Below are 15,169 nucleotides of genomic sequence, written 5' to 3' on the forward strand. Positions count from 1 at the left end.
CGGCTCACGCCTCCCCCGCCTCCGCGGTCAACGCGTCACCGGACAGCTCGCCGCGCTCGAGGAGGGCGCGGAGCAGCGTCGCGGCGTTCTGCGCCTCGTCGTGCCGCCGGCGGAACGCCGCCGCACTGTGCCCGTGGCCCTGCTCGGCGGCACGATCACCCATGCGCAGACTCAGCGCCGCCCGCTCCTCGAGTCCCCGCAGCGCCATCCACAGCGCGCCCTCCAGCGCCTGCGCCTGCTCCTCGGCCAGCGCCTCGGGCGACCAGGCGTGGCCGACCCGGCAGCGGTAGCGCTCCATCCCTCCCTCGGAGATCGCGAACAGCGCGCCGTGGCAGCTCGGGCAGCCGAAACCGGAGGGCGTGCCCGGCCGCTGGTCCCGGTTCAACGCCTCGATGTCGAACTCGGCCATCGCCGTCTCCGTTCTCATCAACTCACTCGGCGGCGGCGGCACGCTCGCGACGAGGACGTCCTCGGTGACCAGCTGGGTCAGCAGCTCACCCATGCGGTCCAGCGCCACCACGTGGTCGGCGCCGCCGATCTCCGCGGCGTGCTGCGGCATGCTCGGGTACAGCGCGTCCTCCGGGTGCTGCGTGACGCCGACGCCGCCGCGGGCGCGCACGGCGATGGTGCCCGCCGTCCCGTCGTCCAGGGCCCCGGAGAGGACCACGGAGACGACCCGCGGCCCGCCGGCGCGGGCCGCCGAGCGGAAGAGCACGTCGACGGCGGGACGGTGTCCGTTCTCCCGTGGCCCCCGGGACAGCGTCACCTGCCCGTCGACCACGATCAGGTGCCGATCGGGGACGGCGACGGTCACCGTACCGGGCTCGAGGCGGGCGCCGTCCGCCGCGAACCGGACCGGGAGCGGAGAGCGCCGCCCCAGGATGGTGGGCAGCACGCTCCGGGACGTCGACGGCATGTGCAGGACGACGAGGACGGCGGCCGGGAAGTCCGGCGGCAGATCGGCGAACAGCGCGCTGAGCGACTCGACGCCGCCCGCGGACGCGCCGACCACCACCAGATCCCGCCGGATCGTCGTCGCCACTGGCCGTCTCCTCCGCCTGCGGACCCCGACCCGGGGCGATCGGCGGGGGTTCGCGAAACGCTATCGGCTGACGTTACGCCCCTGAGCACCCGGAGAGGCGGGCTCGTGATCCCGCAGATCCGGCGGGCGCGGGGCGCGGTGGTTTTCGCGTTCTCGCTGGGTATGGCGCAGTCGCTCAGGCACCGGCACCGGGGAGGAACCGATGACGACGCAGTCCAGCTCCGAGGGCAGCGCGGCCGACCGCGCGACCGACCAGGGCCACACCGTCGGCGCCGCCGACGCGGGCGAGGACGCCCGCCGGGCGGGCGCCGACCGCGACACCCCGCTGCGCGACACGGTCGAGGAAGGCGCGATCGACGCCGACGACCCGGCGCCCACCGACCAGGGCGTGCCGGTGGGCAGCGCCGACGCCGAGGCCGACCGCGCGCGGGCGTCCGGGGACGACGACCGCGCCTGACCTCGGCCTCCGGGTCGGCGTTCCGTCGGAGGCATGCCGCACGATGCCGGGCGGCGCGCGGACGGTCCGCGCGCCGCCGAGGGAGCCGCGCCGTGACCGACGTCGTCCTGTTCCACCACGCCCAGGGCCTGACCGACGGCGTCCGCCGGTTCGCCGACCGGCTGTCGGCCGCCGGCCACCGGGTCACGCTGCCCGACCTCTTCGACGGCGCCACGTTCGGCTCGATCGCCGACGGCGTCGCGCACGCGGAGGCGCTCGGGTTCGACCGGATCATCGAGCGCGGCGTGGCGGCGGCGGACGGCCTGCCGACCGAGGTCGTCTACGCCGGCCTGTCCCTCGGCGTGCTGCCGGCGCAGAGGCTCGCGCAGACCCGGCCCGGGGCCCGCGGCGCGCTGCTGCTCTTCTCGGCCGTGCCCGCCCCGATGTTCGGGGCCTGGCCGGACGGCGTGGCGCTGCAGATGCACTTCGCCGAGGACGACCCGTGGAGCGCCGAGGAGGACCTCCCCGCCGCCCGCGAGCTGGCGCGGACCGTCGAGGGCGCCGAGCTGTTCGTCTACCCCGGCTCGGGGCACCTGATCTGCGACGACGGGCTGGCCGACTACGACGAGGAGGCCACCGGGCTGATCGTCGAGCGGGCGCTCGGCTTCCTCGACGGCTGAGGCGGGCGGCCCGCGCGCTCAGCTGGTGAGCAGCCCGCCCTCGACCGGCAGCGTCGTGCCGGTGACGTAGCCGCCGGCGTCGCTGGCCAGGAAGACCAGGGCCGCGGCCAGCTCGTCGGGGTCGCCGGGCCGGCCCACCAGCACGCGCGGCATCTGCGAGTCGAGATAGCCCTCCGCGTACTGGTCGGTCATCTCGGAGGCGAAGAAGCCGGGCGCCAGGGCGTTGACCCGGATGCCCCTGCGGCGGGTCCACTGCTGGGCCAGGTCACGGGTCAGCCCGATCAGACCCGCCTTGCTGGCCGCGTACGCCGCCTGGGGCAGCCCGGCGGTGGTCAGCCCCAGGATGCTGGAGATGTTGATGATCGAGCTGCCCGGCTGCATCACCCGCCCGCAGGCCTGGGCCATCCAGTAGCAGCCGTTGAGGTTCACGTCGATGACCTGCCGGAACTGCTCGGGGGTCTCCCGCGTGGCCGGGACCGCCGTCCCGACCCCGGCGTTGTTCACCAGGACGTCGACCCGGCCGAACTCGGCCATGGTGGCGTCGACCAGCGCCTGGCAGTCCTCCGGGTCGGCGACGTCCGTGCGCACGGTGATCGCCCGCCGGCCGGCCTCCTCCACCAGGGCCTTGGTCTCGGTCAGGCGGTCCTCCCGCCGGGCGGCCAGCGCGACGTCGGCGCCGGCCTCGGCCAGCGCGCGGGCGAAGTCGCGGCCGAGGCCGGACGACGCCCCCGTCACGATCGCCACCCGGCCGTCGAGCCGGAACAGATCCAGGATCGTGCGGTCCCTCACGCGACTACCCCTCTCGTCCTGCGCCGTTGCCCGCACCGTAGTCAGATGATGAGGGGGGTCACCTGGCGGGTCGACCGCGCAGCCGAGCTCTCGAGGGGGAGAGATCGATGGGCAACCTGGCACAGAACCTGCTCGACACGGCCGAGCGCGAGGGCGGCCGCCCGGCCCTGCGGATGGACGACGCCGTCCTCACCTATGCCGAGTTCCGGGACGCCGCCCTGCGGGTCGCCGCGTTCCTGCAGCAGCGCGGCGTCGAGCCCGGCGACCGCGTGGGCATGGTGCTGCCGAACGTGCTGTCCTTTCCGGTGCTCTTCTACGGCGCCCAGCTCGCCGGCGCCGCCGTCGTCCCGATGAACCCGCTGCTCAAGGCGCGGGAGGTCGAGTACTACCTGACCGACTCGGGCGCCCGGATCGTGCTCGCCGCCGACCAGGTGGCCGGCCCCGCGACCGAGGCGGCCGGCGCGGTCGGGATCGAGGCGGTCGCCGTCGACCCCGCGCTGCCGGAGCAGGCGATGGCCCCCGAGGGGCTGACCACGCCGGTCGAGCGTGCGGACGACGACCCCGCCGTCATCCTCTACACCTCCGGCACGACCGGGCCGCCCAAGGGCGCCGAGCTCACCCACGCCGGGCTGCACAGCAACGCGCTGACCACGCAGGAGACGCTGCTGGAGGCGGGGCCGGACGACGTGATCATGGGCTGCCTGCCGCTGTTCCACGTCTTCGGGCTCACCTGCGCGCTCAACGCCGGGGTGATCGCGGGGTCGCTGCTGACCCTCATCCCCCGGTTCGACGGCGGCAAGGCGCTGTCGGTGATCGGCCGCGACCGGGTCACCGTCTTCGAGGGCGTGCCGACGATGTTCTCGGCGATGCTGCACGCCCCCGACCGCGACCAGGCCGACGTGTCCAGCCTGCGGGTGTGCGTCTCCGGCGGCTCGGCGATGCCGGTCGAGGTCATGCGCTCGTTCGAGGAGACCTTCGGCTGCATCGTGCTGGAGGGCTACGGGCTGTCGGAGACCTCCCCGGTCGCCTCCTTCAACCACCCGCACGCCGAGCGCAAGCCGGGCTCGATCGGCACGCCGATCCGCGGCGTGGAGATGCGCCTGGTCGACGACGAGGGCCGGGACGTCACCGGCGGCGAGGTGGGCGAGATCGCCATCCGCGGCGAGAACGTGATGAAGGGCTACTGGGGCAAGCCCGAGGAGACGGCGAGGGCCATCCCCGACGGCTGGTTCCGGACCGGCGACCTGGCCCGGACCGACGACGACGGCTACTTCTTCATCGTCGACCGCAAGAAGGAGATGATCATCCGCGGCGGCTACAACGTCTACCCGCGGGAGATCGAGGAGGCGCTCTACGAGCACCCGGCGGTGGCCGAGGTCGCGTGCATCGGCATCCCCCACCCCGAGCTCGGCGAGGAGGTCGCCGCCGCGGTCGCGCTCAAGCCGGGGGCCAGCGCCGACCCGGCCGAGCTGCGCGAGTGGGCCAAGGCCCGGGTGGCCGCGTACAAGTACCCGCGGCACGTCTGGCTGGTCGAGGCGCTGCCCAAGGGGCCGACCGGCAAGATCCTGCGCCGCTCGGTCGAGGTGCCGGAGGAGGTCGGGAAGCGATGACGAAACCGGGGCCGTCCGCGCCGCGCTGGCGGCAGGCCTACGACGCCGTCGACAAGGCGGTGACCCCGCGGGCGGAGGCGTTCGTGCGGACGCCGACCTTCGCCCAGGGCGCGGCCCTGCTCCAGCGGGCGCAGACCCTGGCCCGCAGCTCGGCGCGCGGCCTGACCGCCCGCGCCTGGCACCTGCTCAACCTGCCCGCCGGCTCCGACGTCAGCCGGCTCCGGGCGCAGATCGGGGCGCTGGACCGCGAGGTCCGGCGGCTGAGCCTGCAGCTGGAGACCGAGCGGCGGCGGACCGGCCGCCCCACCCCGGACGTCCACACCCTGACCACCGAGGAGGCGCCCCGTGCCGACGGTGCCCAGCCCGCAGACGATCCTCGACCGCGTCCGGCGCGACGTCGAACGCAACGCCCTGAGGGCTCGTAACGGCATCAAGCTCGCGGCCGGGATCGATCGGCCCGGCGTCGGGCTCACCCCGAAGGACGTCGTCTGGCAGCGCGGCCGCTGCCAGCTGTGGCACTACCGCAACGACGAGGTGAGGTACTCGCCGCCGCTGCTGGTCGTGTTCAGCCTGATCAGCCGCAGCTACATCCTCGACCTCACACCCGGCAACAGCTTCATCGAGCAACTGCTCGGCGCCGGGTTCGACGTCTACATGATCGACTGGGGCGAGCCCGACGAGCGGGACGCGCAGAACCGGCTCGAGGACTACGTCGACGACTACATCCCGGCGGCGGTCGACCGGGTGCTCGAGCTCTCCGGCACCGACGAGATCAACTTGTTCGGCTACTGCTTCGGCGGCGACCTCACCCTGCTCTACGCCGCGCACCACCCGGACGCGCCGCTGCGCAGCCTCACCGTGCTGGCCACCCCGGTCGACTTCCAGCACATGGGACCGATGTCGGACCTGTTCCGGGTCGGGGGGCTGGACGTCGACCAGGTGATCGGCGACGACGGCAACGTGCCGCCGTCGGTCGTCGTCCAGGGCTTCAAGACGCTGACCCCCACCGCCGAGGTGACCCGCTACGTCACGCTGTGGGAGCGGCTCTGGAACGACGAGTACGTCGCCGCCTACCAGGCCATGACCGGCTGGTCGGACGACCACGTGCCGTTCCCCGGCGCGGCCGCCCGCGAGACGGTGAGCATGCTGGTCCGCGACAACGCGATGGTCACCGACCGGCTCACCGTCGCCGGCGACCCGGTGCACCTGTCCGACATCACCGTGCCGTTCCTGACCGTCCGGGCCAACCGCGACCACATCGTGCCGCCGGACGCGACCGCGCCCCTGATCGACCTGATCGGCTCCGAGGACAAGCACGAGCTGTGCCTCGACGCCGGCCACATGGGCCTGGTCGTCGGCCGGACGGCGGCCAAGACGACGGTGCCGACGATCCTCGACTTCCTCCGCCGGCGCAGCGAGCCGGTCGACGCGACGGCGGGAGCCGCCTCATGAGCACCGTGGTCCCCCTGACGACCGAGCACTGCGACGCCCTGCTGCGGTTCTTCCAGGGCCTGCCCGAGGGCGACCTGACCTTCATCAAGGAGGACGTCACCGACCCGGCGACCGTGCGGGCCTGGACCGCGGGCGAGGACCGGGCGCAGCGCTGGGTGGTCGTCGAGGGCGACGACGTGCGCGGCTACGTGGCCGTGCTCCGGCTGCCCGGCTGGTCCGACCACGTGGGCGAGGTCCGCCTGGTGGTGGCGCCGTCGGCGCGCGGCAGCGGGCTGGGCCGCGACCTGGCCCGGCACGCGCTGGTCTCGGCGGTGGAGGCGGGCATGACCAAGCTCGTCGTCGAGGTCGTGGCCGAGCAGGGCGCCGCGCTGGCCCTCTTCACCGCCCTGGGCTTCAGCGGGGAGGCGCTGCTGCGCGACCAGATCCGCGACCGCGAGGGGAACCTGCGCGACCTGATGGTGCTGGCCCACCACGTCACCGAGACCTGGTCGGGCATGGACACCGTCGGGCTGCCCGAGGCGCTCGGCCAGGAGCCCGGCTGAGCCGGGGCCCGGCCTCGGGTTGAGTCGGGGCGGGCAGGTGCCGACCTTTCCTGGTGCAGGGGACACCGGAGAGGACGGCGATGACCGAGGGACGACGACGGCTGCGCGGGCTGCTGGTGCTCGCCGCGGCCACCGCCTCGGTCACCGGCTGCGCGACGTCGTCGGGCGAGGTGCAGGTCGCGGCCGCCACCCGGTCGGCCGCCCCGCCGACCTGGTTCATCGAGTCGGGCGGCGTCGTCCCGGTGCTGCCGACGGTCCCCACCACGGTGGGCCTGTCCCCCGTCATCCCGCGGCCGGGCGAGTTCAGCGTGCCCAGGCCCGCGCCCCACGGCGTCCCGGTGGAGACCGAGCCGCCGCCGGCGGTCTGCGGCGGGTACGCGAGCCCGGTCCGGATCAACCCCGGCGCCGTCCCCGGCCCGGGCACGGCCACGATCAGCTGGCAGGCCGACGGGCGCACCGAGGTGGTCGGCTACCGGGTGCAGGCGGTCTCCCAGGACATCGTGTCCGGCGCCCAGCCGGTGCCGCCGCAGCAGAGCGTCGGCCAGCCGGCCGGGTGCCAGGCGGTCACCGTGACGCTGACCGGCCTGACCCGCGGCGGCGTCTACGTGTTCTGGCTGGAGGAGGCCGTCGTCGACCCGCAGACGTCGGTGACCCGGCTGGTGCAGGTGGGCAGCTCGGCGCCGGTGGCCATCCCCTGACCTGGCCTCTAGGTTCTGCGGCCATGACCGTGCTCGACTGGCTGCTCGACGGCGACCCCGCGATCCGCTGGCAGGCGCTGCGCGACCTCGCCGACGCCCCGGCGGACGTCGTGGCCGCCGAGCGCGCCCGCGTGGCCACCGAGGGGTGGGGCGCCCGGTTGCTCGCGCTGCGGGACCCGGACGGCCAGTGGGCCGGCGGGGCCTGCTTCCCCGCCAAGCCGTCCGAGGTCGAGGGTCAGCCGTGGACGGCGACGCTGCCCACGCTGGACCTGCTCCGCCTGTTCGGCCTCGACCCGGGGTCGCCGGAGGCGCGCGAGACGGTCGCGCTGGTCCGGGAGAACTGCCGCTGGGAGTACGACGGCTCCCGGTTCTTCGACGGCGAGGTCGAGCCCTGCATCAACGGCCGGACCGTCGCGCTGGGCGCGTATTACGGCGCGGACGTCGACGGGGTCGTCGCGCGGCTGCTCGACGACCAGCTCGACGACGGCGGGTGGAACTGCTGGACCGAGGAGGGCTCGACCCGCTCGTCGTTCGACTCGACGATCGACGTGCTCGAGGGCCTGCTCGCGCACGAGCGGGCGACCGGTGGCACCCCGCAGACCGCGGAGGCCCGGCGCCGCGGCGAGGAGTACCTGCTCGAGCGGTCCCTGTTCCGGCGCCGGAGCACCGGCGAGGTCGTCGTGCCCGGCTACCTGCAGTTCTCGTTCCCGCCCCAGTGGCACTACGACGTGCTCCGGGCGCTCGACCACTTCCGGGACGCCGGGGGCACGCCCGACCCGCGGGTGGGCGAAGCGGTCGAGCTGGTCCGCGGCAAGCGGCGGCCCGACGGCACGTGGCCGCTCGAGAACACCCACCGCGGCGCCGTGCACTTCCCGCTCGAGGACGGCGACGGCCGGCCCAGCCGCTGGAACACCCTCCGCGCGCTGCGCGTGCTGCGGTGGGCCGAGGAACCGTCCGGCTGAGCCTGGGCGGTCTCAGGCCTCCGTGACGGCGCCGTCGGTGACCACGAGCCGCCGGGTGGTGTGCACCGCTTCGAGCATCCGGCGGTCGTGGGTGACCAGCAGCAGCGTGCCCTCGTAGCTCGCCAGCGCCTGCTCCAGCTGCTCGATCGCGGGCAGGTCGAGGTGGTTGGTGGGCTCGTCGAGCACGAGCACGTTGATGCCGCGCGCCTGCAGCAGCGCGAGGGCGGCGCGGGTGCGCTCCCCCGGCGAGAGGGTGACGGCGGGGCGCAGCACGTGCTCGGCGGTCAGCCCGAACTTGGCCAGGAGGGTGCGCACCTCCGACGTCGGCCAGTCCGGCACCTCGGCGGAGAAGGCGTCGAGCAGCTGCTCGCCGCCGAGGAACCGGCCGCGGGCCTGGTCGATCTCGCCGATCCGCACCGACGGCCCGAGCGACGCCGTCCCCTCGTCGAGCGCGACCCGGCCGAGCAGCGCGCCCAGCAGGGTGGACTTGCCGGCGCCGTTCGCCCCCGTGATCGCCAGCCGGTCGCCCCAGTCGACCTGCAGGTCCACCGGGCCGAGCGTGAAGGGCCCGCGCCGGACCACCGCCCCGCGCAGCGTGGCGACGACGGCGCCGGCCCGCGGGGCGGCGGCGATCGTCATCCGCAGCTCCCACTCCTTGCGGGGCTCCTCCACCACGTCGAGCCGCTCGATCCGCCGCTCGGTCTGGCGGGCCTTGGCGGCCTGCTTCTCCGAGGTCGCGCGCATGTGCGCCCGGATGTTCTTGTCCGGCTCGCTCTTGGCGCTGCGCACCGCGTTGCGGACGCCCTTGGTCATCCAGTTGCGCTGCATGCGGGCCCGCGCCTCCAGCCCGGACCGGGTCTCGGCGTACTCCTCGTACTCCTCGCGGGCGTGCCGCCGGGCGACCTCCCGCTCGACCAGGTAGGCCTCGTAGCCGCCGTCGTGCACGCGGACCAGCTGCTGGGCCAGGTCGAGCTCCACCACGCGGGTCACCGTGCGGGCGAGGAACTCCCGGTCGTGGCTGACCACGACGATGCCGCTCCGGGCCTGGGCGACGAAGCGCTCCAGCTGCGCCAGCCCGGTCAGGTCGAGGTCGTTGGTCGGCTCGTCGAGCAGCAGGACGTCGTAGCGGGACAGCAGCAGCGCGGCCAGCCCCACCCGGGCCGCCTGCCCGCCGGAGAGCCCGGCCGTGGGCGCGTCCAGGGCGATGCCGGGCGCCACCTCGGCCACGACGGCGGCCGCGCGCTCGTCGAGGTCGGCCCCGCCGAGAGCCAGCCAGCGCTCCAGCGCGTGGGCGTAGTCGTCGTCGGCGCCGTCCGCGCCCGCGGCGAGCGCGTCGGTGGCGGCGTCCATGGCGGCGTGGGCCGCGGTGACGCCGGTCCGCCGGCCGAGCGCACCGAGCACCGTCTCCCCCGCCCGCCGCTCGGCCTCCTGCGGCAGGTAGCCGATCGTCGCCGACGGCGGGGACAGGACGACGCTGCCCGACTCCGCCGGCAGCTCGCCGGCGAGGGTGCGCAGCAGGGTGGACTTGCCCGCCCCGTTCACCCCGACCAGGCCGACGACGTCACCCGGGGCGACGACGAGGTCGAGGTCGGAGAACAGCACGCGGGCGCCGTGACCGGCGGCCAGGCCGCGCGCGACGAGGGTGGCACTCACCGGCCCATGGTCCCAGGCGCCGTGATCATCGATCCGCCGCGGGCGCGGTGGTGCTCACGACCCGGGGTCGTCGTCCTCCTGGGCGAGAACCTCGTCGGCCATCTCGTCGAGCATGCGCTCGAGCAGGTTGTCCTCGTCGGCGCTGCGCCGGCGCACGAGCCACGGCTGCAGGTGGTCGTAGCCGCGCACCGAGACCCGCCGCAGCGGGCGCACCCGGTAGGCCTGCCGGCCGCGCAGGCGGCGGGCGAGCTCGCGGTCGACCAGCACCGTCGACGGGTGCGCGACCGAGGTGAGCCGGCTGGCCAGGTTCACCACCGGCGAGTAGACGTCGCCGAGGCGGGTCAGCACCGTCCCGTAGGCGACGCCGACCCGCAGCGGCGGGCGGTCCTCGGCGTTCCACTCGTCGGGCAGGCCGAGGGCGATCTCGGCGGCGTCCTCCACGGTGCCGGCGGTGAACAGCACGCCGTCCCCGACGGTCTTGACCACCCGGCCGGAGTGCCGCGCGATCACCTCGGCGGCGATGCTCTCGAAGTCCTCCACCATCGCGCCGAGCTCGCGCCCGCCCATCCCCCGGCTGCGCGAGGTGTAGCCGACCAGGTCGGCGAACCCCACGGCCAGCTCGCGCCGGTCGCCTCCGCCGGCCGCGGCCAGCAGCCGGTCGGCGTTGGCGGCCAGGTGCCGCTTCCAGACGTAGTGCTGGATGTCCCGCAGGTGGGGCAGCAGCGTGCGGGCGGCCTCGACCGCCTCCTCCGGCGTGGCCTCCCGGCCCGTCTCCCGCGCCGCCCCGGCCAGGACGTCGGCCAGCATGTCGGTCTGCCAGTCGGCCAGCCGCGACAACGCCTGCCCCATGGCCCGCGCGATGGTGGCCTCGGTCTCGGGCCCGACGAACCCCGAGTCGATCAGCGACTCCAGCGCCCGCAGCGCGGCGATGTCGGCGTCGGTGTACGCCGGGTCGTCGTCCGGGGAGTCGGCGAAGCCCAGCGCCCGCCACAGCCGCTGGGTGCGCTCCAGCGGCACGCCGGAGAGCTCGGCCACCTGCAGGCGGGTGTAGCGGCGCGGGCCGTCCAGCAGCAGCCGCTCGAGCGCCTCACGGGCGTCCGGGCCCGGGTCCTGCCCGGGATCGTCCATGGGGGCATCGTGCCTCAGGTCTGTGCGCGCCTCAGGTCGTGTGCACGACGAGGACGTCGACCCCCGAGCGCCGGGTCGCGTCGGCCGGCACCGAGCCGAGCAGCCGGCCCTTGACGCCGTTGAGCCCCTTGTTGCCGACCACCAGCAGGTCGGCGTCCTCCCGGCGGACGACGTCGAGCAGCGCCTCGACCGGCGAGCCCATGACCGCGACCGTGCGGACGTCGGTCGCGCCCGCCTTGGCCGCCCGCTCGCCGGCGCTGCGCACGGTCTCCTCGGCCGGGTGCGAGCCCACGACCTGGTACGCCTCGTCCCCGAGCACGTCCTGCGCGCGGGAGAGTTCCCGCTCGTCGGCGTCGGTCGGCAGGTAGGCGCACGCCACCACCAGCGTCGCCCCGCAGGCCCCGGCGATCGCGCCGGCCCGGGCGACCGCGCGCAGGGAGGACTCGGACCCGTCGGTGCCGACGACGACGGTCCGGTACGCGGTGTCGGTCACGGCCGCACTGTATGTGACCTGCGGTACCACCTGCCTGTCGAACCGGGGCGTTTCCCCCGGTCGGGCGCGCGGACCCGTTGATCCGGCGACCCGCCGGCACGATGCTGCGCGCATGACCGCTCGAGCGACGGCGTCGGCGGAGGAGGCCCCCCGACCGGCCACCCGGCTGAGCACCAAGTTCTACGAGCAGGAGCTGACCCGGCTGCAGGTGGAGCTGGTCAAGCAGCAGGAGTACATCCGCGCGAAGGGCCTGCGGGTGGTCGTGCTGTTCGAGGGGCGCGACGCCGCCGGGAAGGGCGGGGCGATCCAGCGCATCACCGAGCAGCTCAACCCCCGGTTCGCGCGCATCGTCGCGCTCGCCGCGCCGACCGAGCGCGAACGGGGGCAGTGGTACTTCCAGCGCTACGTGGCCCACCTGCCCGCCCGTGGCGAGATGGTCCTGTTCGACCGCTCCTGGTACAACCGCGCCGGCGTCGAGCGGGTCATGGGCTTCTGCACCGACGAGGAGTACTGGGAGTTCCTGCGGTCCTGCCCGGAGTTCGAGCGGATGCTGGTCCGCAGCGGCATCCAGCTGATCAAGTACTGGTTCTCGGTCAGCGACACCGAGCAGGAACGCCGGTTCCAGCAGCGGCTGACCGACCCCACGAAGCGCTGGAAGCTCAGCCCGATGGACCTCGAGGCGCGCAACCGCTGGGTGGACTTCTCCCGCGCCAAGGACGCGATGCTCGCCGCCACGGACATCCCCGAGGCCCCCTGGTGGGTGGTCGAGGCCGAGGTGAAGAAGCGGGCACGGCTGAACGTGATCAGCCACCTGCTCGCGCAGGTGCCCTACGAGGACCTCACCCCGAAGCCCCCGAAGCTGGCGCCCCGGCCGCCGATCCGCGACGACTACGTCCGGCCGCCCCGGTCGAGCCAGCACTTCGTGCCCGACGTCTGCCCGGCCTGAACGCCGGCACCGCGTCCTCCGTCACCGTCTCGCCACGCGGAGTATGAGGGCAGGCTGCCCTAACCGGACCACGGTGCGCTTGGATGGGGACGACCAGCCGGACCGACGACGAGGAGTGCGCCATTCCCGCCGGCCCCGCCCAGCGTTTCGACCCCGTACGGGTCGAGGTGAGTGGGCTCACCAAGACATTCGGCACCGTCCGCGCCGTCGACGGGCTCTCCTTCACCGTGGAGCCCGGCTCGGTCACCGGCTTCCTCGGCCCCAACGGCGCCGGCAAGACCACGACGCTGCGCATGGTCCTCGGCCTGGAGACCCCCGACAGCGGCCAGGCCACGTTCGACGGCGTCCCCTACGCCGCGCTGGCCGAACCCGTGCGGACCGTCGGCGCCGTGCTCGAGACCGCCTTCCACCCCGCCCGCACGGGCCGCAACCACCTGCGCGTGTACTGCCGGGCCGCCGGCCTGCCGGTGTCGCGCGCCGACGAGGCGCTGCGCCAGGTCGGCCTCGCCGACGCGGCAGACCGCCGCGCGGGCGGCTACTCGCTGGGCATGCGCCAGCGGCTGGCCCTGGCGACCGCGCTGCTCGGCGACCCCGCCGTCCTGGTGCTCGACGAGCCGGCCAACGGCCTGGACCCCGAGGGCATCCAGTGGCTGCGCGGCTTCCTGCAGCACCTGGCGCACACCGAGGGCCGCGCGATCCTCGTCTCCAGCCACCTGCTGGCCGAGATGGAGCAGACCGCGGACCGGATCGTGATCATCGGTGCGGGCAAGCTGGTCCGCGAGGGCTCGATCGCCGAGCTGCGCTCGGGCGCGGACGGCGCCGGGACGGTGCGCGTGCGCAGCCCCGAGGCGCACCGGCTGGCCGACGTGCTGCGCGCGGCGGGGCACCCGATCACGGGCGAGGACGGCGACACGCTCACCGTCACGGGCGTGCCGACGGCGGACGTCGGGCACGCCGCCTTCGCCGCCGGCATCGAGCTGCACGAGCTGCGCTCGCACAGCACCGGCCTCGAGGAGATCTACTTCCGGCTCACCGCCGGCCAGGAGCAGTACGCCGCGACCGCGCCGCAGGAGGTGGCCCGATGACCCGCCTCGTCCGCGCGGAGTGGACCAAGCTGCTCACCACCCGCGTCTGGATCGGCCTGGTGCTGGGCGCCTGCGTCCTGGCCGGCGGGTTCGCCGCGCTGTTCACCGGGCTCGCCGGCGTCGCGCAGAACGGCCAGCCGGGCCTGCCCGCGGTCGGCAGCGACCAGTACGAGGAGCTCGTCTTCTCCGTCGGCGCGAACGCCAGCGTGCTGCTGCTGATCCTCGGCATCATCGGGATGACCCAGGAGTACCGGCACCGGACGGCGACGCCCACCTTCCTCACCACGCCCCGGCGCGGGCGGGTGGTGATCGCCAAGCTGCTCGCCTACGCGCTGGCCGCGGTGCCGATCGCGCTGCTCGTCCTGGCCGTCGTCGTCCTCGTCGTGACGATCTACGCCGGCGCGCGCGGGGACGCGCCGTCCCTCGACGCCGACAACCTGCAGACGCTGGCCGCGTCCGGGCTCGTGCTGGTCGTCTTCGCCGTGATCGGCGTCGGCATCGGGGCGCTGCTGCGCAACCAGGTCGGCGCGATCGTCGGCTCGCTGGTCTACCTGTACGTGGTGGAGCCGATCGTCTCCTCGATCGGCGCGATCCAGGGCGCGTACAAGTGGCTGCCCGGAGGCGCGGTGCAGGCGATCACCTCGGACTTCCAGGCGCCGGACCTGCTCGCCCCGTGGCAGGGCGCGGTGTTGCTGCTCGGCTACGGTCTGGTCGCGGCGGTGCTGGGTACGTTCCTCGCCGTCCGGCGGGACATCGTCTGAAAGGACCCCTGCCCCCCGCCCCTCGCACGCTCGCGGCGGGGCCCGGCAGGGGGCCGATGGAACGGAATCGCCCATGAGCACACGCATGACCGCCCAGCGCCTGGGCCGGCTGATCGCCGCCGGCGACGTCGACGAGGTACGCGCGGCAGTCACCGACGATCCGCGGCTGCTCGCGCGCACCGTCGAGCGCGACGGGCACAGCGGCTGGACGCCGCTGCACGTGGCGGTGGCCGAGCAGCAGGACAAGATCGTCCGGGTGCTCGTCGAGGCCGGCGCCGACCTGTCGGCGCGGACCGAGCACGACCACACCCCGCTGCACGTCGCCCTGGAATCAGCGCCCGAGCTGGTCGCCGTCCTGCAGGAGCTGGGCGCGCCGGTCGACGCGGCCAGCGCGGCGTTCCTCGACGACGTCGAGCAGCTGACCCGCGAGCTGGACCTGGGTGCCCACCTGGTCGATCCGGTCACCCACGTCGACCTGCTGGCCCTGGCCGCCCACGGCGGCGCCACCCGCACCGCCCGGCTGCTGCTCGACCGCGGCGCCGACGCCGACGGCGGCGCGCTGCACGCCGCGGCCGGCCGGGCGCACCTCGAGCTCGTCCGGATGCTGCTGGACGCGGGGGCCGACGTCGACCGGCGCGACCCGGAGTCCGGCCGGGCGCCGCTGCACGCGGCCGTGGCCGCCGGCCCGGGCGGCGACGCGCCCGAGGTCGTGCGCGTTCTCCTGGTGGCCGGCGCCGACGTCGACGCCACCACCAACGACGGGGCCAGCGCCCTGGACATCAGCCGCGTCGCGGCCGCCCGTTCCCGCCGGTCGGACGCGGGCCGGGCGACGGGCAACGACGCCCTCGCCGACCTGCTCGTCGCCCACGGCGCGAGCGATTGAGCAACTCGC

17 protein-coding genes are annotated in these 15,169 nt (G+C 74.8%); 12 read left to right on the forward strand and 5 right to left on the reverse strand.

The genetic code is table 11. The features are described 5' to 3' along the window. Positions 1–4 precede the first annotated feature (4 nt). Complete coding sequence (locus tag AB3388_RS22190; protein WP_495407483.1) at positions 5–1,042, reverse strand: chemotaxis protein CheB; 1,038 nt, start codon at positions 1,040–1,042, stop codon at positions 5–7. A gap of 202 nt (positions 1,043–1,244) precedes the next feature. Between AB3388_RS22190 and AB3388_RS22195 the strand changes: the two genes are divergently transcribed. Together AB3388_RS22195 and AB3388_RS22200 are read left to right on the forward strand one after the other, a co-directional pair. Further along, positions 1,245–1,499, forward strand: coding sequence for a hypothetical protein (locus AB3388_RS22195; RefSeq protein ID WP_495407484.1), 255 nt, complete (start codon positions 1,245–1,247; stop codon positions 1,497–1,499). Between the two features lie 92 nt (positions 1,500–1,591). Further along, complete coding sequence (locus AB3388_RS22200; RefSeq protein ID WP_495407485.1) at positions 1,592–2,158, forward strand: dienelactone hydrolase family protein; 567 nt, start codon at positions 1,592–1,594, stop codon at positions 2,156–2,158. 18 nt (positions 2,159–2,176) lie between these two features. Here the strand turns inward: AB3388_RS22200 and AB3388_RS22205 are convergent, their stop codons facing one another. Continuing rightward, on the reverse strand, positions 2,177–2,947 hold the full coding sequence (locus AB3388_RS22205) for an SDR family NAD(P)-dependent oxidoreductase (RefSeq protein WP_495407486.1): 771 nt from the start codon (positions 2,945–2,947) through the stop codon (positions 2,177–2,179). Positions 2,948–3,054: 107 nt separating this feature from the next. Here AB3388_RS22205 and AB3388_RS22210 point away from each other — a divergent pair, with 107 nt between their 5' ends. The 6 genes from AB3388_RS22210 (at position 3,055) to AB3388_RS22235 (ending at position 8,211) form a co-directional block, all read left to right on the forward strand. Further along, positions 3,055–4,557, forward strand: coding sequence for a long-chain-fatty-acid--CoA ligase (locus AB3388_RS22210; RefSeq protein WP_495407487.1), 1,503 nt, complete (start codon positions 3,055–3,057; stop codon positions 4,555–4,557). Then, the gene (locus tag AB3388_RS22215; RefSeq protein ID WP_495407488.1) at positions 4,554–4,982 is read left to right on the forward strand and encodes a hypothetical protein; all 429 of its coding nucleotides are present in this window, start codon (positions 4,554–4,556) and stop codon (positions 4,980–4,982) included. Before AB3388_RS22210 ends, AB3388_RS22215 begins: the two co-directional genes overlap by 4 nt. Continuing rightward, positions 4,903–6,009, forward strand: coding sequence for an alpha/beta fold hydrolase (locus AB3388_RS22220; protein ID WP_495407489.1), 1,107 nt, complete (start codon positions 4,903–4,905; stop codon positions 6,007–6,009). Before AB3388_RS22215 ends, AB3388_RS22220 begins: the two co-directional genes overlap by 80 nt. Further along, a complete protein-coding gene (locus tag AB3388_RS22225; RefSeq protein WP_495407490.1) occupies positions 6,006–6,551 on the forward strand; it encodes a GNAT family N-acetyltransferase in 546 nt (181 codons plus the stop codon). The genes AB3388_RS22220 and AB3388_RS22225 overlap by 4 nt, the downstream gene beginning before the upstream one ends. Positions 6,552–6,631: 80 nt before the next feature. Then, entirely contained in the window at positions 6,632–7,249 is a 618-nt protein-coding gene (locus AB3388_RS22230; protein ID WP_495407491.1) for a hypothetical protein, read from the forward strand. Between the two features lie 23 nt (positions 7,250–7,272). Continuing rightward, entirely contained in the window at positions 7,273–8,211 is a 939-nt protein-coding gene (locus tag AB3388_RS22235; protein WP_495407492.1) for a hypothetical protein, read from the forward strand. Between the two features lie 12 nt (positions 8,212–8,223). Here the strand turns inward: AB3388_RS22235 and AB3388_RS22240 are convergent, their stop codons facing one another. From AB3388_RS22240 to AB3388_RS22250, 3 genes are read right to left on the reverse strand one after another with little or no spacing between them, the layout of a single operon-like run. After that, positions 8,224–9,864 (reverse strand): ABC-F family ATP-binding cassette domain-containing protein, encoded by a 1,641-nt coding sequence (locus tag AB3388_RS22240; RefSeq protein WP_495407493.1) that lies wholly within the window; start codon positions 9,862–9,864, stop codon positions 8,224–8,226. A gap of 54 nt (positions 9,865–9,918) precedes the next feature. Continuing rightward, a complete protein-coding gene (locus AB3388_RS22245) occupies positions 9,919–10,992 on the reverse strand; it encodes an adenylate/guanylate cyclase domain-containing protein (RefSeq protein WP_495407494.1) in 1,074 nt (357 codons plus the stop codon). Between the two features lie 31 nt (positions 10,993–11,023). Next, positions 11,024–11,485, reverse strand: coding sequence for a universal stress protein (locus tag AB3388_RS22250; RefSeq protein WP_495407495.1), 462 nt, complete (start codon positions 11,483–11,485; stop codon positions 11,024–11,026). 112 nt (positions 11,486–11,597) lie between these two features. On the opposite strand from AB3388_RS22250, the gene ppk2 reads away from it, so the two are divergent. The 4 genes from ppk2 to AB3388_RS22270 all read left to right on the forward strand — a co-directional run bounded on the left by ppk2 (position 11,598) and on the right by AB3388_RS22270 (position 15,160). Continuing rightward, on the forward strand, positions 11,598–12,431 hold the full coding sequence (ppk2, locus tag AB3388_RS22255) for a polyphosphate kinase 2 (RefSeq protein ID WP_495407496.1): 834 nt from the start codon (positions 11,598–11,600) through the stop codon (positions 12,429–12,431). An 83-nt stretch (positions 12,432–12,514) separates the two neighbouring features. Then, positions 12,515–13,516, forward strand: a complete 1,002-nt coding sequence (locus AB3388_RS22260; protein WP_495407497.1) for an ABC transporter ATP-binding protein — start codon at positions 12,515–12,517, stop codon at positions 13,514–13,516. After that, positions 13,513–14,277: an ABC transporter permease gene (locus AB3388_RS22265; protein WP_495407498.1), complete on the forward strand. Its 765-nt coding sequence runs from the start codon at positions 13,513–13,515 to the stop codon at positions 14,275–14,277. Before AB3388_RS22260 ends, AB3388_RS22265 begins: the two co-directional genes overlap by 4 nt. 73 nt (positions 14,278–14,350) lie before the next feature. Next, positions 14,351–15,160, forward strand: a complete 810-nt coding sequence (locus AB3388_RS22270; RefSeq protein ID WP_495407499.1) for an ankyrin repeat domain-containing protein — start codon at positions 14,351–14,353, stop codon at positions 15,158–15,160. Positions 15,161–15,169: the final 9 nt, after the last annotated feature.

The organism is Geodermatophilus sp. SMS 5-13 (genome assembly GCF_059428245.1).